Origin of the sequence: Mycolicibacter kumamotonensis, from assembly GCF_002086285.1 — a bacterium.
GTDB lineage: Bacteria > Actinomycetota > Actinomycetes > Mycobacteriales > Mycobacteriaceae > Mycobacterium > Mycobacterium kumamotonense.
Window position 1 is genome coordinate 24,246 of sequence record NZ_MVHU01000035.1, and the last position, 19,837, is coordinate 44,082.

Genomic DNA, 19,837 nt, shown 5'->3' on the forward strand with positions numbered 1-19,837 from the left:
GGCACCCCACGCGGGTCAATCGCCCTAGGCACGCTGCGCCACCGCCTCGAACACGCGCCACTCGAACTGGTCAGACTTCGCGCCCAACTTGCGATCGGCCTTCGGCGGCACGTCCATCGGATTCATGCGCGGGGCCTCTTTGAACGACTGCACCACCAGGCCATCCGACTCGGCCGCGCGCCACATACCCTCAGCCACCAGCCACTTGAGCTGCACATCACTCATCGACTCGCCCTTGCGGATCGGAACCACGCGGCGATACGTCTTGGTGTAGGCCATCAGTTGTCCGGGCCGCCAGCGGGGATCACCAGCAGTCGCGCCTGGGCATCGTTGCGGGAGAACGAATACCAGGACGCCAAGCCCTCGTTCTTGAGGATGAAGTTCAACCGCACCTGCACCCCGGCGCTCACCACACCGACGCCATTGCCGGGAGCCACTGCGCGGTTCGGGTCGCCATTGCTGGAGAAGTGCGGGGAGATCGTCGACACCCGAGCGCTGGTGCCCTTGCCGTAAGCCACGATGTCGCCATCCATCGGGCCGGCGGTCTGCGGGGCCAGCTTGACGATGCAGCCGATTTCCGTCGGGTCATCGTCGAGCTCAAGCCCGGTCGCCTTGATCTTGCCGACGACATCAGGAATCCAGTCGAAGTCCTGCGCCGGGATCACGTAGCTGCCGATAGCGAACTCGGTGGGTCCGATGCCGATGAAGTTCGGCGTGCTGGTGAACGCGCCCTCGGGAATCGTGTACATGCGCGGCTGCTTCAACGCCGCAGTCGACGGACCCCACTTGCCATTCGCCAACACCGTCAGCGCATCACCGACGTTCTTGCCGCCGGAGCCGTCGTAGTCCAAGGCGTCATCAATCGCTGCGGCCGGACCCGGCTCGCCCTGCGGAGTCAGCGCACGGATCTTGAAGTTCGGGTTACGGATGTCGCCGGAGACTTCGACCGTCTCGACAACACCAGGCCCGCGCTCGTCCATCGGGATCGTCTCGAACTCAAGCGAAATGTTCGGCGTCGCACCCACCGGACCAGCAGGCCCAGGCAGCACGTGATGCCACTCCGAGCCGTCCCAGACATAAACCAGGCTCTTGGTCGGGTTGTCCTCATCGTCGACCAGCCACACACCGTGGTTGGCCATCGACGAATCCCAGTCGGGGAGCATCGTCAGCGCGTCATCGAACGTCTTCAGGCCCTCGATGAAATGCAACTGCACAATCGGCGCGTTGTCGCCCTTGTCGCCCTTGCGGCCCTGAAGAACCGGCGTGGTGATGACCGCCTCGCCGCCGACGACCTCCATCGTCATCGACATCATCTGCGGGGTGTCCTCATCGCACACGACACCGAACAGCGAGTTGCTGGTGATGAAGTTGGTCAGGTGGACGACATCGCCGACCTTGGTAACAGGCGTGGTCATCAGCACTCCTCATCGAGCTTGATGGACGGGCGGACGCGCCAACCGTCGGGCGGGGGTGGATTACTGCCCGCCCCGAATCGGGCGGCAATGAGTTCCTGGACGCGCGGGTCGTCGGGGTCCAGCTCGGACAGCGGCGTGTTATCCAGGTCAACCGGCTCAGGATCGGGGGCGTCGATGTCGATCCACTGCCGATAGCCGCCGGGTGCGTCATGGGGGCGAATAACGGCCTGACCTGCGACGGGGCCGATACCAGCGCGGGCAAGATGGCGGGCCAGGACGGGGATGTTGACGTAACGCAGGTCGTAAATCGTGCCGTCGGGTGATACTGGATTCATGAGCGCGTCCGCAATCGCCCACATCGCCTTGTCGAGCGGGTGGGCATGCGGGCCAGGCTCAGGAATCTCGGGAAGCTTTAGCTGTCCGAGCGCGTTGATATAAGGCGGCTTCACCAAGGCTCCTAGGAGGTAGCGATGAGGATTGCGAAAGCGATCGGTGCAGGCTTGATTGCCGCCGGGATGGCGGTTGGGACGGCGGGGGTGGCGTCGGCGGATGAGCGGAGCTACCTGGACGCCTTGGCTGCACATGGCATGACATACGGGACAGGGTTTCTACGTCCGGTTGGGATCGCCTCGCCTGCCGAGGCTGTACGCGCAGGCCATGACATCTGCGCCAACATCAAATACAGTGGCGACCCTCGCGCCGGGTTCAACGTCGTGACGAATGCTTCGGTCCCCGACTACATGATCGAGAGCGCGCAGCGGGAGCTGTGCCCAGGCACGCTGTAGTTAGGCCGCAGCCCTCGCGCGCTTGCGCTCAAGTGCTGATATAACAACCGTTCGTGCCGAGCGTCCATTTGTTGTAGGCGCGCTCCGCTGCACGTGCAGGAATTACTTTCATTACCTACTTTCTTATGGTGTACTCAGAAAAGGTCATTTGAACCTAACAGTGTCCCCACCGCGTTCCACATCGTCTGGATCGTCCGAACCGCTTGCCCTAGTGGGTCTTCCTGCTCAGTGTCAGTGCCGACCGTGACATCGAACGTCTTGGGTGTGGACTCGTCGTAGTGCATGCGAACGGCGTTGATCTGATCGGTGTAGAGCAGCGTGTCGACCTCGAATAGGCAGCGCGTCCCGAGGTCGAAGTCATAGTAAAGGTTGTACGGACGCCGATTCCAGATCGACACCTTGAAGGCCTGGTACGGCCGGGTCTTCCAGTGGCCCTGGCGGATCGTGAGAGCCGAGCTGATGGTGTAGGCTGTGCCGCCGCCTTCCTGTGTGAAGTATTCGAGGTAACCCATGTCGCCGGCGGCGATCTCGCGCAGGGGGTCGGTGTAGCGCTGGAAGGCCAGGAGCATGTTGTCGAATTGGCCCTGGTAGACCTCTTCGAGGCCGGAGCCTTGCGGGGCGGGGCCTATGCCGTGTCCGCCGCCGTATGCGGCAACCTCCACGTTGGTGATCTGAAATTGGCTGAGGCCGTACTTGATCCCGAACGTCTGCAACTGGTTGACCCAGCCGGGACTCTTACCGCCCGTGAGGATCGACTTGGCCTTGCTCTTGAAGATCGCCCGCTCGGACGACTTAACGGGCGTCTGGGCGTTGGAGTCACGGAACACGATCGACGGCTTGATCGGCGCGATACCCAACAGGTCCCTGATGTACGGGGGCACATTCTGGTTGGTGCGCGGGTCAATGGCGTCGGCGTCCCGGAACTCGTACAGAATCTCGCTAATCAGGTCATCGGCGGTGGTGGCCACCAGGTTGATCGCCCCGTCGATAGCCGTGCCGGTCAGCCCGACCATGCCGGAGTTGTCCTCGACGGCGAGCACGATGCAGTTGCGCCCCGGCCGCGCAGCTTCCTCGCCGATGAGCTGGGCCAGCTCGGGGTGCGGGGAGTCCTCGTCTTCCTCTAGCCACGTGTACGCCCGCACGTTGCAGCCAGAGTCCTTGAGTAGACCCGCGCAGGTGTCGTGAGCCGGCGACCAGCGAGTGGCGATGACAGAGAAGCGGCTGGTGTCGGTGAACGGGTTGACGAATTGCATTTGGATCGGCCAGTTCAGCGGCGACCACAGCGACGCATCCGACAGCGGCTTAAGCCACGCGCCCGGGTTGACGAAGTTGTCGATGATTCCCAACGGCGGCCAGAAGATCCGCGCCAGGTTCACGAAGCCGGTGGTGGCCACGATGGTGCGCGTGTTGCCCGGCAGCACCCAGGCCTTGAGGGGCTGGAATTCCGGGGCGAACCAGGGCGTGGCCGCGAAGTAGAGGTGTTTCCAGTGCTCGCGGTTCTCGGCTACGTCAAAGTGCAGCTCGTGCAAGCCCTGTTCGGTGCGGACGTTGCGGACGGCGGTCACCTTGGCCCCGTAGCGCCACCGCCAATTGCGGTTGTTGGGGTAGGGGTCGATGGTGATGTTCAGGTCATCGTTGGCGCGCACGTCGGTGCGTAGGAACTTGTTAATCCAGTCCGAGCCGCGCAGGACGATGGAGCCGGTGCCGGTGTCGTGAAGGCGCTGTTCGACATCGACCGACTTCTCGCCGCCGATGCGTCCGATGAACTGCATGTCTTTATCCCAGAGCCGGATCAGCGGCCGGGCGCGGGACTCGTAGTCCTTGACCTTGCGCTTGGCGTCGGCGTAGCGGTAGGCGCTGATAGGTGCGGTCAGCGGGTTGGGGACGCCGTTCTGGCCGATGGGAGGCAGTGGGGTCGTCACGTCAAGACCAGGCAGTCCGATAGTGCTGTGGGAGTATGCAGGTCACGGTCCCTTGCGGGTTGTCGTGCTCGACATTCAGGTGCGCCACCGTGCGCGCGGGGATCGGGTTGTCGAACAGCACGCCGCCGGGAACGCGTCGCTGCGCCGGGGTTGCGCGCGCCACCTGGTCGTGGAACATCGCTTCGAGGAGCTGGCTGTTGCGCAGGAACTTCGCCAACCCGTCGTCCACCGGCTCATTGGCCGTCACAATCGTCTGGCGCGTCGGGTCGGTGTCGACCATCATGAACGCGCCGTCGCTGTCGTAGAACTCGGGCAGCTTCACCATCTTGCCGCCGATGCCGTCCTGAATGCTGACGTTGCCGCGCCCGGTGATGATGAACTTCGGGTGATTGCGCCACGTTCCCCGGTTGGCAATCGCGATCTTGCCGTGCGCCACACCATCACCGGCCGTCACCAGCTCAGCCGAGGACTTCCAGGTGGCCGTCAGGGCGCGCTTGGCGTACATGGGATATGGGGCGTGGGCGACGATGTTCCACAGTTCAGCGTTGTTGCCGAACGCCGTCGGGGAATGCTTCGTGGCGCCGCCGGATACCGCGCCCTTCCCTTTGAGCACTTGTAGCCAGCGCCATCCGTGCACGCGGTTGAAGCAGCCCAGGTAGCCGGGCACCGTCTCAGACCAGGACTGCCGGAAGGCGTCGGCGGTCATCAGGTAGCGGAATGGCCCGGTGAGACCGGCGATGTGCCCCGCTATCCAGAACCCCATGTGGATTTCGCGCATCGGATAGTCGACGCGCTCAGGCTCGGCACCCACGACGTAGGTGCCGGACTGGTATTTGATCTCATAGTCGGGGTCCATGACGCCATCGAGGTCGGTTGCGAGCGCAACACCTTCACGTCCCTCGCGCGGTCCGGAAAGGTGCCAGACGCGCCAGTTGAACGGGTGGGTGTATACCCAGGTGATGTCGCCGCCCAGGTCGCCGTGACGCAACTGATAACCGTTGGGGCCTAGGTCGAACCAGTTCGTCAGACGCTGAAACGACGGGTGCCGGGGGTCGGGTTCGGCGTATCGCGGGTTACCGTAAGCATCGTCTGGGTAGTCGATGTTCAGGTAGTAGAAGTCGCCCGGGAGGGTCATAGCGGCAGCGGCCCTGTCGTCACACGGGTGCGAGCGGTGCGCGCTTGGTTGGCCTTGGCAAGCCCCTTGGATACGTCGCCATCAACGTTGCCGTTGAAGTTGGTGGAGTTGTCAATAGTCACGCCACCGTCGCCGCCCTGACGCGCTACGCCGCCCTGGGTGAGTTGCGTCATCATGCCTTCAGCGCCGCCGATCAGGGATGCCGATCCGCCAGCGGTGATCGCGGGGTTTAGTTCGCCGGGGGCAAGGTTGCGGGTGTCGCCGATGAGGCCCTGTTGGCCGCCACCGCCCAGCATTCCGCCGAAGATGTTGAGCAACGCCATGCCTGACTTGACGTTTGGCCACGATGTCGGGTCCGAGAATCCTTGGGGCAGGAAGGTCTCTTTCAGGCCGCCCTCGCCGATGGACTTGAGTTGGTCGAAGACCTGACGCGCTTGGCCGCTGCCGCCGGTTGCGCCGCCGCCAATGCTGGTGCTGCCGCCGCCTCCACCGCCTCCACCGCCCGAGGGGCCACCACCGAATCCGCCGAGGCCACCGCCTCCAACAGAACCGCCGCCCACACCGCCAGGGCTGCCGAGCGACGCGCCGTCCCCGCCGACCGGCTGCCCCTGCGGCGACATGGGCAGGAATGCATGGTGGTCGAACATCGGGTCGTCAGCACCGCGAGCGTTCGCGCCCATGGTGAACATGCCGGTACGACCCGACGATTCGACATTCGTGCCGTCTGGCAGAGTGCCGGCGGTGTGTCCGTTCGCGCCGCCGCCGTGGTCGAACCAGCCGATGCGGAAAGTGCCGGGACCGCCCTGGCCGAGAATGAAGCCGCGCGACTGCAGCCATGCGCCCTCATTGACCGTCGTCATCAACGACGAGCGTGGCGGGCGACCAGTGGCGACATTCGCCAACGCGCTCATCGTGCCGGAGCAGTCCCAGCGGTTGGCCATCGAATACGGCGTGCCGACGATAGACGCCGCGTAGGACTTCAGGGGCGAGTTGGCGCCCACCAGGCCGCCCTCGTCGAATCCCGGCAGCGTGCCGGAGTTGATCGCGTTGAGCAGGCCGATATTGCGTTGTGTCGCCTGCGCGTTGACGATGAACTCGCCATTGCTGACGCGCGCGACGATGGAGTCAGATGTGCCGGTTCCAGGGCCGGAGATGTATCCGCCGCCCGCATGGCCGCCAAGGAAGCCTAGTCCGGGCACGTGCGATAGGGCGTTGCCGATGCCGCCGAGCGCGCCACCGATTCCGTCCTTGATTTTGCTGATGATGTCCAGTACCGGCTGCATGACCTCTTTGACGCGGTCGAACACACCGACCACCACGTCGCGGAACGTTGTGAATGCCGCGCCAGCGAATTCGATACCGGCCTTGATCCCCGGCCACAACGTCGACTGGAACCAACTCCACGCCGCAGATGCCTTGTCCTTGACCCAGTCCCAGGCCTTCCCGGCGACGTCGGTGAACTTTTCCCAGATCTTCCGGCCGGTCTCGGTTTGGGTGAAGAAGTAGACGAGTCCGGCCACCAGTGCCGCAATGGCCGCGACGACGATGCCGATGGGGTTGGCGGTCAGGGCGGCGTTGAATATCGTCTGTGCGCCCGCCGCCGTCTTGGTGATGCCAGAGAACGCGGAGATGGTGTCGTTGACCGTGCCTGTGACAGCCTGGATTGACCCCAGCGCGCCACGTGCATGGTCTAGGCCATCGGCGAAAGTGGATACCGCGGACCCGACGAATGTGTCGCCGAGCGCTCCCCGTAAGGTCTTCGCTCGATCCGACAGGTTGCCCAGGACGCTGTCGACGCCGGAGAAGTTGGTGGACAACGCGGCAGTGAATCCCGAGGCGACGGCTGTCCCTGCCGCAGCCGCAGTGGCCTTGATGCCGCTTTCGCGCAGACGTGCCGCCACGCGGGTGGCAAACGACCCGGCCGCTTTGGCTCCGGCGGTGCCGAAGATGTCGCCGAGATCGCCGAGGTTGTCGAACACACGCGGGAACTTCGATCGCGCCCAATCCCCGACACTGCGGCCGATCTCGCCACCGATGGTCTCGGCGATCTCCTGTCCCGCACTCTTGGCGCTCTTGGCGCCGGAGTTCTTGACGTCCTCGCCGACCTTGGTGCCGACCTTCTTGCCGGTGTCCTTGGTTGCGTCCTGAACACCTTGGTCGATCTGCTTGCCCGCGTCCTGACCGGTCTTGCGAGCCTGCGCGGGGTCGACCTTGACCTCGATGGTGGCGTCTTTCTTGGCGCTGTCGAACGCCGCCGCAATGCCTTTTTCCAGAGACTTTGTGTCGGGAACGAGGGTGATCCAGTGCTCAATTGCCACGAGATGCCCTCCTTTCCTCGATGCGCCTCTGGAACTCTTCGGCCGACATCACCGACGCGCTCATGCCGCCCATGAGCGGGGCTTCAGTCGGACGCTCATCGCTGTAGTCAGGTCGCGGAATCGGCTTCGGGCGGTGGCGGGGGAACTTCTGCTGTGCGTCGGGGGTGTTCTGCCACGCCAGGATTGCCGTCAGGTCAACGAGGACGGCGACGAGATGATCGGTTGTCGACCAGCCCTTTTCGACCGAGTTGAAGAACGCTGACCCGGGAGGACTGGCATAGATGAACGCGTGCAAATCCTTGAATGAGAGCTTGCCGTCATCGAGACGCAAGCCCGCACAGATCAGGTCGCGCCTTATCGCCGCTTCTTGCGCTTCGAGGGCTTCGTAGACCTCGGCGATTTTCCCGGGGTCACCCCGCCGTCTTCGTCCCAGGCGTCGAAGAACTCTTTGTACGCCTCGTCATTGAGGTCGAAGATCGCCATGAGCGCGTCGTCGTCGGCGAAGATCTTCAGGTAAAGCTTCAGACGCAGGTCATAGTCCATCCCGGCATGACGAATGATCCACGCTTGCGGAATCGGCTTGCCGCGCTTAATTGAGATGATCGCGCCGTCCGGGTACTCGCGCCCGTCATTGAACTCCGGGTCAAGGAAATCCTCGGCGTCGAACTTGGCCGAGAACACCTCAGTACCGGCCGGATAGTTGCCAAACTCCGGCCGGTCCACCGTCACGTCATCACTCATCGTCTTGCGCGTCCTTCACGATCGCTCCGTTGTCCGTCACCGTCACTTCGCCGCAACAGAACGTCACCTGAACCCGGTTGAGTTTGTCGTGTCCGCCGGGTAGCACAACAACGCCGCCAGCGGTCGAATCGGCAATGATTCCCGGCAACTCCTGGCCGTCGATCAGGACGCGATGCGGCTCGATGACAGCCTTCGGAAGTTCGGTCACGAGGACACCGTCACGCCGTCATCGGTGTGAATGATCAGGTGCTTGCCGTACTGGTTCTGCAACGTGCGCCAGGTCGGCTTCAGCGACAGCGGCTTGTTATGAACCAACGTCAGGTCATCGAGGCTCGACCGCTGAGCGGCGGGCACAATCTGCCGCATGTACTTGTCGCCATAGAACGACTCGATCAGAATCGTGTTGATACCCGGCATGATCGGCGTGATGGACACCTGCATCCGAGCGCCAGTGCTCGACGTCGCCGCCGCAGTAGACACCCAGTCCTCGCCAATGACGGCCGCCCACGCCTTCGGGTCCAGCGCCTGGTACAGCTCGGCGGTGATCTCCACGGCGAACTTGTCGCGCAACTGGGCGATCTCACCGCCACCCCAGACCTCGACGGGACTGGTGTTGTCGTCAACCTTGATCTGCACGCCGTCAGCCGAGACGTAACCAAGGTTCGTCCAGCCCGAGCTGGCCGCATGAAGGTCAGTGTCGAGGTCCACATCCTCGGCGGGGTTGAAAGTCGGGTCATACGGGCGAATCCAGAATCCGCCGGCCACTTCAAACCCGGTCGGCGATGCGGCGTAGACCTTGGAGATGTCACCCCATGTCTGCGCAGGAGTCGGTGAGGTCATGGTTGTTACTCCCTTTGTTGGGCCATCAAAAAAGCCCCCGCATCAACGAGGGCAATGACGAATTGGGGGGTTAGAGAATCGAATTGGACATCAGTAGCCGCACGCCCATGCGACGACCGAATAATGGAACATCAGGGTCGGGGTAGTCGACGGGGCCGAAATCAGGACGCCCAGCGAGTAGGTGGGTGCGGCCTTGGATGGTGTCGACGGGCGTGTTAGCGACCGACAACATCAGCGCCAAGATGAGGTGCGTGGTCAGGCCGACCTGAACCGCATCCTTGTCATAGACGATCACGTCGACCAGGTGCTCGGTGGTGAACCTATTCGGATGCGACTTGTCGAAGATGTTGCCGCCGTAGGTGAGCAGGATGTACCGGTCCGGCTTGCCTTCGGGTGCGCTGACGCCGATGTGAATGCCCTTGTCGCGCTCTGCCAGTTGGGCGTCGAGGTAGACCTTCGTGGCGAGTAGGGGGTCGACGGCTGAGCCGATGACGCTCACTTGGTGTTGCCTTTCGGCTTCGACCTGCGCCCGGTACGGCCCTTGCCGTGCTGGCTGGCGGCGGCCACAAGAACGGCTGCTTTGCGTTCCGCGTGGATGGCGGCGCCGTTCTTGGCCCAGATGTACGCCTTGGCTCTGGTGAGCACCTGGGAGTCCACGCCGAACTCGGCGCCCTCCTTGTGTTCGTCACCAACGAGTGCGTCGGCGGCCGATGTGGCTTCCGCTGCGATCTCCCTGGCGACACCGAGCAGAAATGCCTCGGTCTCAGGGGAGGTCGCGATCTGCTTGGCGATGTCTTTCGCCGACACACCCTTAGGCATCGGTCACCCGCCGTAAACGAATCGTGTAGCCCGGCTTCCATCCATGCCAACCGTGCGTGTAGTCCGCGATTTGGCCGTCCACCTCATAGGTGACGCCATCAACAACCACGGCATCGTTAGCCTGGAAGTCGTTGGTCGGGCAGGTGATTTTCAGGTCCGTGACCGTGCGACCGGCCAGCGCGGCAGTGTATTGCTCGCTTTGGCTCGTCGGCTGAATGCTGCACACCGCCACGTTTTTCACCGTCTCGGTGTATGTGGGCTGCCCTAGGGCGTTCTCGCCGCTGCGGGTGCGGCGCACACGCTGGACGGTGAATGGCGTGGGGAACATCAGAAGCGCGCGCTCCACCAGTTGGCCCAGTCCCATCGCCAACCATCCAGCCAACGGTTACGGCGGTCATCCCAACGGGAGATGATGACCGTTCCGGCGACCGGACGATAGGAGCGGGCCTCGGCCTTCTCGTCGTCAGTGAGCACTGACGTCGACGTCACCCAGGCCGCACCCTTGGCGCGGAAATCAGACCCCGCCGTCAGGTCGGTGAACTTCGTCTCCGGAGAGCCGGGTTGCACCGACAGGCGGCGAGCCACGATGGAGCCGATAGCGGCCTTCACCGCTTCAGGGACCGGTGGGGCTGTGTAGGAGACGTTGACGATGACGCCAGACGGGAGGGGCCAGTCATTGCGACCAACCTTGAGTCGTGGGCCGTCGCTCACCATGGCGGTGAGTTCTTTGCCGTCGCGGTCTTCTATTTCGATGTCCGTGCCGTCGACGGGTGAGTCCATGAGAGTGACCCACCCGCCGACGACCGTGCACTGGACGCGGACGGGGCCGGGCGTGAAGTCTCGCTCCGCTTCGCGCAGGAACGCACGTTCCACGCGCGCCAGCTCACCGGGCAGGCGGGTTACCTGACTGTCGGTGAGCTCGCTGATGTCCTCCACCCCTAAAGCGGCGGCGACATCAGCCTCGGTAGCGAGACTCACGGCGATTAGCTGCCGCCGCCGGGGTTGTACACCGCAACGCCGTCGCCGCGGATGACCTTGGCGCCGTAGACGTGCAGCATCCGAACGCGGTCGGCGATCCGGTCGTGGGCACGCAGCGCCTCAACCTCTTCGATCTGCGACACGTAGGCGATGGCCCGCTGGTGGAACAGCACGAACTGCGGCTCATCCATCTCCGGCAGGGTGTTCGACTCCACGACACGAGCGCCACCGAGCTGGCCGATGGTGCCGTTACGCAGACCCTCGGTGTCGCCACTGGTGTTGAAGCTGGTCAGCTTGGAGTCGGCACCCTTGAGCAGGGCGGCGAACTCGGCGTTGACCACGGCGACACGGCCGACGAACGGCACGTTCTTCTTGGTCAGCAGCTTCTGCGCCTTGTTGAGCAGGTCGAACGCGGCGTCGCCGGTCGTCGGCGCGGTGCCGGTGACCTCGATGCCGGCGTCCTCGACAGCGGCGTCGGCGATGTACTTGTCGGAGTCGACAGCCAGCGCCTGACCGGAGGCCATTGTGTACTCGTCGAGCCCGCCGGCGACCTGAATCCGGTCGATGTCCTGGACGTAGAAGTCCACAACCTTCTCCTGGTCGATCAGCAGGTCGACCCCGGTGTCGGAGATGGCGTCGGCCGAGGTGGTGCGGGAGACGCCGCCGACACCGGTCTTGTAGTTCTTCACCGTGGGCACAACGACACCGGAGATGGTGACCTTGTTGCCCCGGCTCGCGACACCCTCATAGGTGCGGTTGACCAGGTTGCCGAAGACGGCGGTGGCCTGCCACGCCTCCAGGAGCGCGGCGCTCCACAGGGTGGGGATGAAGTGGGTGAAAGCCATGATGGCTCACGTCCTTTCAGTGCTTGGATTTTGTTGGGTTTAGCGCCCCAGCAACTTGTCCACGCGGCCTTCCTTGTACGCAGCGAGTTGCTGCGACGGGGTGAGCTTTCGAAGCTCGGCCTCGGTGAGTTGCTTGGGGCCTTCCACGCGGTCGCCGCTTGTGACGGTGGACGTGGATTCGGTTACGGGGGCGGTCGTCTGCTTCAGCGCCGCCTGAACCTTCGCGTTGACGTCGGCCAGGTAGCGTTCTGCTGCGGCCTCCATCTCCTCCTGTGTCTTGCCAACCACATAGATGGGGTCGACATTCTTGACTCGGGCAACCTCGGCGCGTTGGCGCTCAGTGTTGGCCGACTCAATCTCGCTGCGTAGTTGCGCGAGTTCCGCCTTCGGGTCGAAGTTCTCGGTCTTGGTGTCGCCGCCGAGCGCCGACAGGAGATCCCGGAACTTCTGCGCGTCGTTGTAGTTGTCCTTGGCGCGCTTTTCCCAGCGACGCTCGTCCTTGTGGATTGCCCGCAGGCGGTCCAGTTCGGCACGTTCGTCGCTACTGAGGCCATCTGTCGCCGTCGAGGCGCTGGTCTCAGTGGTGGCGGTGTCGGTCGATTCGGTCACCGTGTCGGCGGTCGACTCAACCTGGGTGTCGGAAGAAACGGTGTCAGCCATGACGGCCTCCTAGTGCGTATCGCAATTGGTGTTGTGCCCTTCACGGGCGGTGTTTCGGGCCTCGCTGAACCGCTAGTTGGCGGTCGCGGGGTTCCGAAGTCTGTTGTCGGCCAGCGGCCCGGAGTCGTCCGGGCTGGGCTCGTCGGGAGCCTGTGACGGCTCAGGCGGAATGGCAGCCTGCTCCTGTGCGCGAGCGGCGGCATCTTCGGCGATTTCCTCGGGGCTCATGCCGAGGATGCGGCGCTGAATGGTTGCGATAGCCTCGCCGAGCGCCTTGGCGGACACTGCCGCCTGGTACTTCTCGCTCAACATCACACGCGCGGGGTCTTCGAAGGACACGCACACTGTGTCGACACTGGCGAAGCCCTCGACGGCGAGGGCGATCAACAGTGCCGCCTCGACTGCGAGTTTCACACTCGTCAGCACCCGGTCGCACTTGAAGATGAACGACTTCTCGGCATTCTCCGCGCCGGCCGCCGACTGGTTCTGCGAATCCGGGACCAGCATCGGCAGCGGGGTTTTCGTGACCGCCGACAAGTGCCGGATGTAGTCGTTGACCGCATTGAGCATCGGGGTCGTGTCAGTTGCGGCACCCTCCCACACCTTCACGCCGGGAGGAAGGTTCCACAGCGCGGCAGGATGGGGCTCGAACAACTTCGCCCAGTCGATCAGGTTGCCGTCCTGGTCACGCTGCGGCAGGCCGGGGTGATTCTTGTCGTCAATTGTCAGCGCCCGCTGCCGGAATGCCTGCATGGCCAATGTGGTGACCTGGTTGAGCACGGCGCGGTTGATGCGGTTGATGACGTCGATGTGGGGCTCGAACTCCCCCATGCCGCCCAGGTTGTCGTACACCACCACGGGCGGCGCGGAGCCGGTGTAAACGGGCTCGGGCGTCTCGGCCTCCCAGCCTCCCGACGCGTGAGTCGCGACGACCTGCTGGTGCTCATCGGTGTAGCAGGGGCGGGAGAACTTCTGCTTGTACTGGTCGGTCCAGACCACCGCGTAGTCGCGTGCGGCATCCCGGTCACGCCAGATCCGCACAGCGGCACGAACACGCCACGGCTGCAACGGGTCCGTCGCCGCGCACATGGTTCGCGGCGAGTCTGCCGTCACGACCGCATTGGAGTCGTCGTCGTTCCATACGGTCAGATAGGACCGTCCGAACGTCGTTCCGTACTCGATGAACTCACGGACAACGCGGTCCATACGATTGTCACGCCAGATGCGAGTGGCAGCCTTGGCGGCGCGGGACTTCACACTGCCGCCGACGGTGATGCCCGACGGCACAATGCGGTCACATACCGCATCCCGGATCAACAGGCCGAAGTTGGTGCGCGCCTCACACTGGAAGTCGCGCCACGCCGTCTCAGTGTCTTTCGACAACTCAGGAAGTGGGGCCTGGCCGTTGACGTAGCACTCAAGCAGTTCGTAACGGGTGTGACTCAAGTCCATCCGGCGAGTGAGCTTTGTGAGCCATTCTGCGGGCGTCATCGCCAATTGGCTCACCGCCTTTCGCTATCGGATTTTGAATGGCACGTAGGTCACAGGGTTCGGCTTGGCGCCACTACGGCGCGCATCCAGGCACGCCTCCCATGCCAGAGCCAGGGACACCGAGGCGTCGATTTTGTCCACCAGGCGACCGTCTTGCTTCTGCGGCACCCACAACGGCTCGCCGTTGTCATCACGCACCCGAAGCTCATTGCGGCTGGTGTTACCCATGTGCCGGAACAGATCGCCCCGATACGGTCCCGCACCGAACGTGATGGCCCCCGAGGCGATTGCCTCGGTCAACTTCCGCATCACGAACGCCATCGCGCGGTGACGGTTGGTGTGCCACTCGATGATCTGGTCGGGCCAGCGTTGCGCCCAGGCGGCGACCGTCTCAAACCAGTGCGGCGGGTCGCAATACGCGCGCCACACGTGGAAGCGGCGCATTGCATCGGCAACCAGCTCGGTTACTTCAGCTTCGGGAACGGCCCACTCCTCGACCTCTTCTGGCCGCTCCCACATGCCCAGCAGTTCAGCTACGCCGGTCTCGATGTCCACTGCGGTCAATGCCGTGGCGTCACGGAAGCGGGCGCCGTCGAAGCCCAGCGCCACGAATGCGCCGTCCTCGATGCGGTTCTCGGTCTTCAGTTCCCGAACGCGCGGCATGTCGAACGCCTGCGACTCCCCCTGCCGCCAGCGGTTCAGCCAGACCCGCTCCCAGTAGCCGCGGTCCACACCACGGCGATCCCAGTCGCGAGCAATACGTTCGAACTGCCCCGGACCCCACTCGCCTACCGGGCCGGTCGCATCCGCCACAGCAGCAATGCGACCTTCAACAGTGGTCAAGTCCTTGTGTTCTTCACCGGCCCAGCGGGCAAAGAAGAACAGCGTGGCGTCCTTGGCCTTGCCGGCGGCGATGTCCTCGGCCTCCAGGCGAAGGTTCTCTTCGATAGAGCCTTGCCCTGGCTTGCCCGCCGTGCTGGTGTAGAGCGTCCACGGGTCTTCCATGGGCCGCTTAGGCATGTTCTGCAACATCGTCTCGTGCGCGTCCAGGTGACGCTGCATGAACAGGCGATGCGGCTCATCAAAGTGCTGAAAAGTCGTGCGCGCGCCATCGCGGCTACCCGGCGCATTCGACACCGCCACCAACTCACCATCATTCGAGCCCGTCGGGCTCAGGCGGATGATGCGGTCCTTGGAGATGGCGAACAGGTCGGCATCGCAGCAGTTCTCCAGGATGTTCCGCAACACCCCGTATGCCAGTTCCTCAACCTGGCCTTCCGTGACGGCCATCATCGGGATGTACGGCGAACGCACCGGACGGCCAACCGGATTGCCATTGGCATCGAAGCCATCGCAACGCACCGGGGCCTCGGGGTGAAGTTCACATCCACTCACCCAAGCCGCGAACTCAGTCTTCGCCAAGCCCTTGCGGATCTCACACCCGCAACGATGAAACCGACGACGGCCAGCGAACTTGTGCCCCTGTGGATACACCTCGTACAACCGCGCCAATAACGCACGCTTCTCGGCGTCCAGCTTCGCCGGCTGGCCCTCAAGCGAGCCGGGGCCGAACGTGAACCGTTCCTCGATGAAGTCCGCGAGCTGGTCGCCGAGCGAAGGAAAAGACAGGTCGACCGGCGGAACCATGAGAACCGCCATGAGCGGCCTGAACTCCTGGCTTACTGCACGAGTGTCAGGCGGGCGTCAGTCGATGCCGATTCTGTCGGCTCGGCAGGCTTCGCGGCCTGACGACGAGTACCGCGCGCCTTAGCCTCTTCACTCGATTGAATCTGCCACTCAAGACGGCGACGAGCCAGCGGGTTCGTCCCGAAGTCGGCATCGGCCTTCTCTAGACGCACCTGAATTTCCGCGCGCTCCTTCGGCGTCCCCGCCATCCAAAAATCGTTCTGCAACATCGCCACCCGGAACATCCCCGACAGGTCAGCGTCCTGGTACTCCGGCGCCATCGGCGAGGCCCACAAGTCCGCCCACCAGCGACGAGTCAGCGGATGCCAGTCCACCCCCTCGGGCAACTCCGGCGCGACAACATCGTGATCTTCGGTGAGCGTTCGCCGCGTGGTCGACTTGTTGCGACGAGCGCGGACAGATGGGTCTTTCAGGTGAGCGGGCATTAGCTGTGACCTCCCGTTTCGGGACTTGTTTGCTGGCATTTGCTGCCATGTTCGAACAGTTGTTCGTGCGAACGGATGTTCGATGTATAAACCACTGCATAAAAATCGGGTGGAAGCGTACGCACAAAAGTTTCAGCGCGCCCACGATGGTTTGGCCAGGTGGGGGTAGGGGGTTGCTGGGGGGCTATCGTCGCAGGTCAGCGCGTTTTTGACGTTAGCTGGCCCCATTGCCTACCGAGCCGTCCCGCGCCAGCCATCCCATGCATGATTATGCAGTTCCATGCATGATCCGAACGGGTGTTCGACGCACGCATGTTCGAATGCCCATCAATACATAGGTTGCCTAGTTAGCTGAGATTCGCGGGATTCCGCTCGGGTCTTGACCTGGTGGCATGGGCCGCACACAGCAGCCAGGTTACCGTCCTCATCCCCGCCGAGGTTGTCTATGTGGTCGACCTGCGTGGCGTGTTGCGTGCAGATACCGGGAAGTTGCAGGTAGCACGTCCATTTGTCGCGGCACAGGATGCGCGCTCGTGTGGACCGCCAACCGGGCGGGCGCTTGCGTGTGCCCACCCACGACATGCTGTGTGATGAGCAACGGTCGGTGCCGGCTGAAAGTAGTTCGAGACAGCCGCGCTCAGCGCAGTACTTGGGGGCGCGCTTCACGCGTCAGCCTCATGTCCGCTCGGCTCCGGGAACATGTAGCGCAACTGTTCATGGAAGTGCTGGAAGCTGCGCGTGGTTGTCGAGTGGAACGGCTGGTTCAGTTCCCCTGCGTGGTATGCCTTGACGTCGGCCTGCTTGGTTCCGCCGAAGTGGTTGAGGTTGCCGACGAGTGTTCGCCACTGTGGCGGGTTGTCTGGTGTGACGTGTCTGAACTTGGTTAGTACGTCTGCTATCTGCTGCTTGCGTGCGGGAAACGGTACGTGCAGCTCGTAGCTCAGTGGCTCGGGCATTCCGTGTGCTTGTAGGCAGATCAGGGTTGCGTGTAGTGACTCGCTCCACCAGCCGCCGCGCTTGACCTTGGGGGTGTTGAGGTGGTTGACGAGTGTGTCGCGGAAGTAGTGCGGGATGCGATCCGTAGGTGAGGTGACGAAGAAGTCATCGTTGGTGACGAGCACGCTGTCGGCGACGTCGGGGTGTTCGCAGGCCGCGCGAATGTTGTTGTAGACGTTGGCGTGGTAGCTGCCGTGGTTGCCTTCAATGAACTCGACTCCGGTCAGCCACGATGGGCGATAACCAGTCACCCATATTCGTCCGAACTTCAAGTTCTTTTCCCAGGATCGGATAGCCATCTTCAACTGAGGGTTGTTCTCACCTGGTTTCACGGGGACCACAATGTCAGGAAGCGTCAACGTTCAGTCTCGCTTCCCTGTCGGCGTCGTTGTGCGTGAACAATTCGCAGCGTTTCCTTGCAACTGCCTGCGCTGCCGCTTCCTTCGACGCGTACCTTCCGGCGGAGACATTTCGGCCGTTGTGGTGAACGTTCGCCTTCCACTTTCCGCAAGATCTGTCCCATGTAACACCCTGGTGCCCGGATGTGTTGTCCACCCGGAGTCCGGCAGGGTTCTCCATGTTCTGCTTGTTTGTGGCTAGCCGCAGATGTTCTGGATTCACGCATGCCCGGTTATGGCAGATGTGGTCAATCTGCATTCCATCTGGGATCGGTCCTCGCGTGAACTTGTAAGAGAGTCGGTGCGCGGGCTTCTGTCGTCTCTCTATGGTGAATATTCCATACCCGGCCTTGGACTTCGCTCGGGTCCAATTCCAACAGTCCTTCGTCTTGTCGACGTAGGACCAGAACCGATCTTCGTAGGTCGTCTTGACCGGATCGGCAGTGGTTCCCGTTGTCCGCCAGCGCTCGTAGTGCTTGCCGCACCAGCCGTGCGTCTTGACCTTACTTGTGCACCCATCAATGGAGCAGACACGTTCGGGCCTGGGGGCAGGCGCGCCTTCCGCGTCACCGTATTTGTGCCATCTCCGGTAGTGCGCTCCGCACCATCCACGCGCCGAGTCCGCCGGTCGGACGCATCCATCGATGGAGCATGTGATTCTCACCTGGCCGCGGCGTACTTCTTGGTAGTGCTTCTGGCACATGCCCTTGCACCTAGTGGGCCGGTCACAGTTGTCTACAGAACAGGTACGCTTTGCCATGTCGAACTCCTCAGTAGTTCGGCCGTACCCCGGGGCTGTTCGCGCAGTCGCCGGGGCCTTTCGTTCAATCTTACCTGTTCAGACCATGGTTAGCCGTCCAGCGGGAAGTGGTACGCGGTGTCCTTGAGTCGTTCGCGGTTGCGCTTGGCTTCATCCATGCGTTCGTCGCTGCGTTCGTCTGCGGCGACCGAGGTTTCAACCTCGGGGCCGGTGAACAGGTGCCCGGTGTGTGCCGCGTCGGCGAAGCGCCAGGTGGTGAGCCCGTAGGCGTGGATGCGGTCTGAGTAGTTGGCGTGGTCGTATCCGACGGCGCCGAAGGTGTCAGCGTCGTATCCGCCGACTGTTTCGATGACGTGGCGTTGCATGTAGAGCACTGCGCCACTGGGCCAGTCGGTGATGATGTGGCCGTTGATGGTTCGGGTGCTGGCCAGTTTGCGGCGTCGTGGACGTGCCCAGCATAGGTGTGGTTCGGGTGAGCTGATGTAGGGCAGCCACCAGTCGTCTGTGGTGGGGTGGATGTCGTCGTCGGCCAGGAACAGATGCTCACAGCCGGCGGCCATGAGCAGTTCGAGGCACTTGTTCTTGGCTCGTGGTGCGCCGACGTTGACGTCGAATCGGAACGTCGCGTCCGGGCAGGGTGTCGAGCTGGCGTCATCCACAACGACCGGAACGGCGTGTTCGGGAAGGTGTTGCTGCCATTGGCGGTAGCAGTAGGCGAAGGTGTCGGCTCGGTTGTGGGTGGTGATACCGAGGCCGATGAGTCCGGTCACAGCCCGTCACTGCTGTAGCGGTCGCGGAAGTCCCAGGCCTCAATCACTTCGATGATGTTCTTGGCCTGGTCGCAGACGACGTACGAGCCTGCTGCGACGACTTGTTCGCCGACGCGCATCTTGAGTGGTCGGTCGCCGACGGGCGCCTTCGGGTCAACGATCAGCTCGGCGTCTCGATCGGCCATTTGTGAGATTCGCTGGGCTGATTCCAGTGTGCCGTCGAAGCATACGGCGAAGACGTGATCGGTTCGCTTCGGATAGAACTTGTACTTGCTCACCTGATCGTCCCTCGTCTGCGTGTCACTGCCAGCCGCCCACCATGCACCTCAACCGCAGCGAGTCCGTCGGTGGTGATGATCTCGTCAACCGCGCGCTTCACGCCGGGGAACGTCTCGGTGTAGTCGTCGAAGCAGATGTGCGCGCCGTCAGCGAGGTGTGGCCGCCATGCGGCGAAGTCGGCGGTCACCGCGTCGTAGGTATGTTCCGCGTCGATATAGAGCAAGGCGATCGGCGGTCCGTCGTAGGCTGCAGCGACCTCGGTGGAGAACCCGCGAACCAGCTCCACGCCCAGGCCGTCCACAGCACGCTCGGCGATGGCCATGGTGTCGAGGCCGCCGTACTTGCTGGCCGACTCGCTTTTCGATGCGTAAGAACCCTCAAGGCCCCACGCGTCCACGCCGTAGATGTGACGGGTGCGCGCGGCTTTGGCGATGGTGCGCAGACTGCCGCCACGGAACACGCCGACCTCGACGATGGTGAATCGCCCTGGGTTTGATGGAGGCTCCAGACCTTGGAAACGAGGATGGAGCCATGTCGAAGAAGCAGTTGCCCG

At 63.2% G+C, this 19,837-nt stretch carries 25 protein-coding genes; 1 reads left to right on the forward strand and 24 read right to left on the reverse strand.

What is annotated here, in order from left to right:
- Positions 1–24: 24 nt before the first annotated feature.
- The 3 genes from BST28_RS18885 to BST28_RS18895 are packed head-to-tail and all read right to left on the reverse strand — an operon-like array spanning position 25 to position 1,864.
- The gene (locus tag BST28_RS18885; RefSeq protein ID WP_083082319.1) at positions 25–279 is read right to left on the reverse strand and encodes a hypothetical protein; all 255 of its coding nucleotides are present in this window, start codon (positions 277–279) and stop codon (positions 25–27) included.
- A complete protein-coding gene (locus tag BST28_RS18890; protein WP_133054332.1) occupies positions 279–1,415 on the reverse strand; it encodes a hypothetical protein in 1,137 nt (378 codons plus the stop codon). Before BST28_RS18890 ends, BST28_RS18885 begins: the two co-directional genes overlap by 1 nt.
- Positions 1,415–1,864, reverse strand: a complete 450-nt coding sequence (locus tag BST28_RS18895; RefSeq protein WP_083082321.1) for a phage gene 29 protein family protein — start codon at positions 1,862–1,864, stop codon at positions 1,415–1,417. The genes BST28_RS18890 and BST28_RS18895 overlap by 1 nt, the downstream gene beginning before the upstream one ends.
- Positions 1,865–1,885: 21 nt before the next feature.
- On the opposite strand from BST28_RS18895, the gene BST28_RS18900 reads away from it, so the two are divergent.
- A complete protein-coding gene (locus tag BST28_RS18900; protein ID WP_083082322.1) occupies positions 1,886–2,200 on the forward strand; it encodes a DUF732 domain-containing protein in 315 nt (104 codons plus the stop codon).
- Between the two features lie 134 nt (positions 2,201–2,334).
- On the opposite strand, the gene BST28_RS18905 is transcribed toward BST28_RS18900, so the two are convergent.
- The 21 genes from BST28_RS18905 to BST28_RS19005 form a co-directional block, all read right to left on the reverse strand.
- Positions 2,335–4,074 carry a Gp37-like protein gene (locus BST28_RS18905; RefSeq protein ID WP_165758112.1) on the reverse strand — a complete coding sequence of 580 codons (1,740 nt, stop codon included), beginning with the start codon at positions 4,072–4,074 and terminating at the stop codon, positions 2,335–2,337.
- Positions 4,075–4,123: 49 nt separating this feature from the next.
- Positions 4,124–5,110, reverse strand: a complete 987-nt coding sequence (locus BST28_RS18910) for a hypothetical protein (protein ID WP_207570140.1) — start codon at positions 5,108–5,110, stop codon at positions 4,124–4,126.
- A 143-nt stretch (positions 5,111–5,253) separates the two neighbouring features.
- Positions 5,254–7,575, reverse strand: a complete 2,322-nt coding sequence (locus tag BST28_RS23795) for a phage tail family protein (protein WP_083082325.1) — start codon at positions 7,573–7,575, stop codon at positions 5,254–5,256.
- Complete coding sequence (locus tag BST28_RS18920; protein WP_083082326.1) at positions 7,565–7,906, reverse strand: DUF5361 domain-containing protein; 342 nt, start codon at positions 7,904–7,906, stop codon at positions 7,565–7,567. Before BST28_RS18920 ends, BST28_RS23795 begins: the two co-directional genes overlap by 11 nt.
- 23 nt (positions 7,907–7,929) lie before the next feature.
- On the reverse strand, positions 7,930–8,316 hold the full coding sequence (locus BST28_RS18925) for a hypothetical protein (RefSeq protein ID WP_083082327.1): 387 nt from the start codon (positions 8,314–8,316) through the stop codon (positions 7,930–7,932).
- Positions 8,309–8,524 (reverse strand): hypothetical protein, encoded by a 216-nt coding sequence (locus tag BST28_RS18930; protein ID WP_083082328.1) that lies wholly within the window; start codon positions 8,522–8,524, stop codon positions 8,309–8,311. Before BST28_RS18930 ends, BST28_RS18925 begins: the two co-directional genes overlap by 8 nt.
- On the reverse strand, positions 8,521–9,156 hold the full coding sequence (locus tag BST28_RS18935) for a phage tail tube protein (RefSeq protein ID WP_083082329.1): 636 nt from the start codon (positions 9,154–9,156) through the stop codon (positions 8,521–8,523). The genes BST28_RS18930 and BST28_RS18935 overlap by 4 nt, the downstream gene beginning before the upstream one ends.
- A 70-nt stretch (positions 9,157–9,226) precedes the next feature.
- Complete coding sequence (locus BST28_RS18940; protein ID WP_083082330.1) at positions 9,227–9,655, reverse strand: hypothetical protein; 429 nt, start codon at positions 9,653–9,655, stop codon at positions 9,227–9,229.
- Positions 9,652–9,975 (reverse strand): hypothetical protein, encoded by a 324-nt coding sequence (locus BST28_RS18945; RefSeq protein WP_133054333.1) that lies wholly within the window; start codon positions 9,973–9,975, stop codon positions 9,652–9,654. Before BST28_RS18945 ends, BST28_RS18940 begins: the two co-directional genes overlap by 4 nt.
- Complete coding sequence (locus BST28_RS18950; RefSeq protein ID WP_083082333.1) at positions 9,968–10,339, reverse strand: head-tail adaptor protein; 372 nt, start codon at positions 10,337–10,339, stop codon at positions 9,968–9,970. Before BST28_RS18950 ends, BST28_RS18945 begins: the two co-directional genes overlap by 8 nt.
- The gene (locus BST28_RS18955; protein ID WP_133054334.1) at positions 10,303–10,953 is read right to left on the reverse strand and encodes a hypothetical protein; all 651 of its coding nucleotides are present in this window, start codon (positions 10,951–10,953) and stop codon (positions 10,303–10,305) included. Before BST28_RS18955 ends, BST28_RS18950 begins: the two co-directional genes overlap by 37 nt.
- A 5-nt stretch (positions 10,954–10,958) precedes the next feature.
- Positions 10,959–11,798, reverse strand: coding sequence for a major capsid protein (locus tag BST28_RS18960; RefSeq protein ID WP_083082336.1), 840 nt, complete (start codon positions 11,796–11,798; stop codon positions 10,959–10,961).
- Between the two features lie 39 nt (positions 11,799–11,837).
- Positions 11,838–12,458, reverse strand: a complete 621-nt coding sequence (locus BST28_RS18965) for a hypothetical protein (RefSeq protein WP_083082338.1) — start codon at positions 12,456–12,458, stop codon at positions 11,838–11,840.
- 72 nt (positions 12,459–12,530) lie between these two features.
- Positions 12,531–13,910: a phage portal protein gene (locus tag BST28_RS18970; RefSeq protein ID WP_234808330.1), complete on the reverse strand. Its 1,380-nt coding sequence runs from the start codon at positions 13,908–13,910 to the stop codon at positions 12,531–12,533.
- A 63-nt stretch (positions 13,911–13,973) separates the two neighbouring features.
- Positions 13,974–15,608 (reverse strand): terminase large subunit domain-containing protein, encoded by a 1,635-nt coding sequence (locus BST28_RS18975; RefSeq protein WP_083082341.1) that lies wholly within the window; start codon positions 15,606–15,608, stop codon positions 13,974–13,976.
- Positions 15,609–15,628: 20 nt separating this feature from the next.
- On the reverse strand, positions 15,629–16,081 hold the full coding sequence (locus BST28_RS24905; RefSeq protein WP_083082344.1) for a phage terminase small subunit: 453 nt from the start codon (positions 16,079–16,081) through the stop codon (positions 15,629–15,631).
- A 662-nt stretch (positions 16,082–16,743) separates the two neighbouring features.
- Positions 16,744–17,409: a hypothetical protein gene (locus BST28_RS18985; RefSeq protein WP_133054335.1), complete on the reverse strand. Its 666-nt coding sequence runs from the start codon at positions 17,407–17,409 to the stop codon at positions 16,744–16,746.
- 13 nt (positions 17,410–17,422) lie between these two features.
- A complete protein-coding gene (locus BST28_RS25300; protein ID WP_109560737.1) occupies positions 17,423–18,235 on the reverse strand; it encodes an HNH endonuclease in 813 nt (270 codons plus the stop codon).
- 89 nt (positions 18,236–18,324) lie between these two features.
- Positions 18,325–19,005 (reverse strand): glycosyltransferase family 2 protein, encoded by a 681-nt coding sequence (locus tag BST28_RS18995; RefSeq protein ID WP_083082351.1) that lies wholly within the window; start codon positions 19,003–19,005, stop codon positions 18,325–18,327.
- The gene (locus BST28_RS19000; protein ID WP_083082353.1) at positions 19,002–19,283 is read right to left on the reverse strand and encodes a hypothetical protein; all 282 of its coding nucleotides are present in this window, start codon (positions 19,281–19,283) and stop codon (positions 19,002–19,004) included. Before BST28_RS19000 ends, BST28_RS18995 begins: the two co-directional genes overlap by 4 nt.
- Positions 19,280–19,837 (reverse strand): class I SAM-dependent methyltransferase (locus tag BST28_RS19005; RefSeq protein ID WP_133054336.1); only part of this gene is annotated, 558 nt, incomplete at its 5' end. The genes BST28_RS19005 and BST28_RS19000, both read right to left, overlap by 4 nt.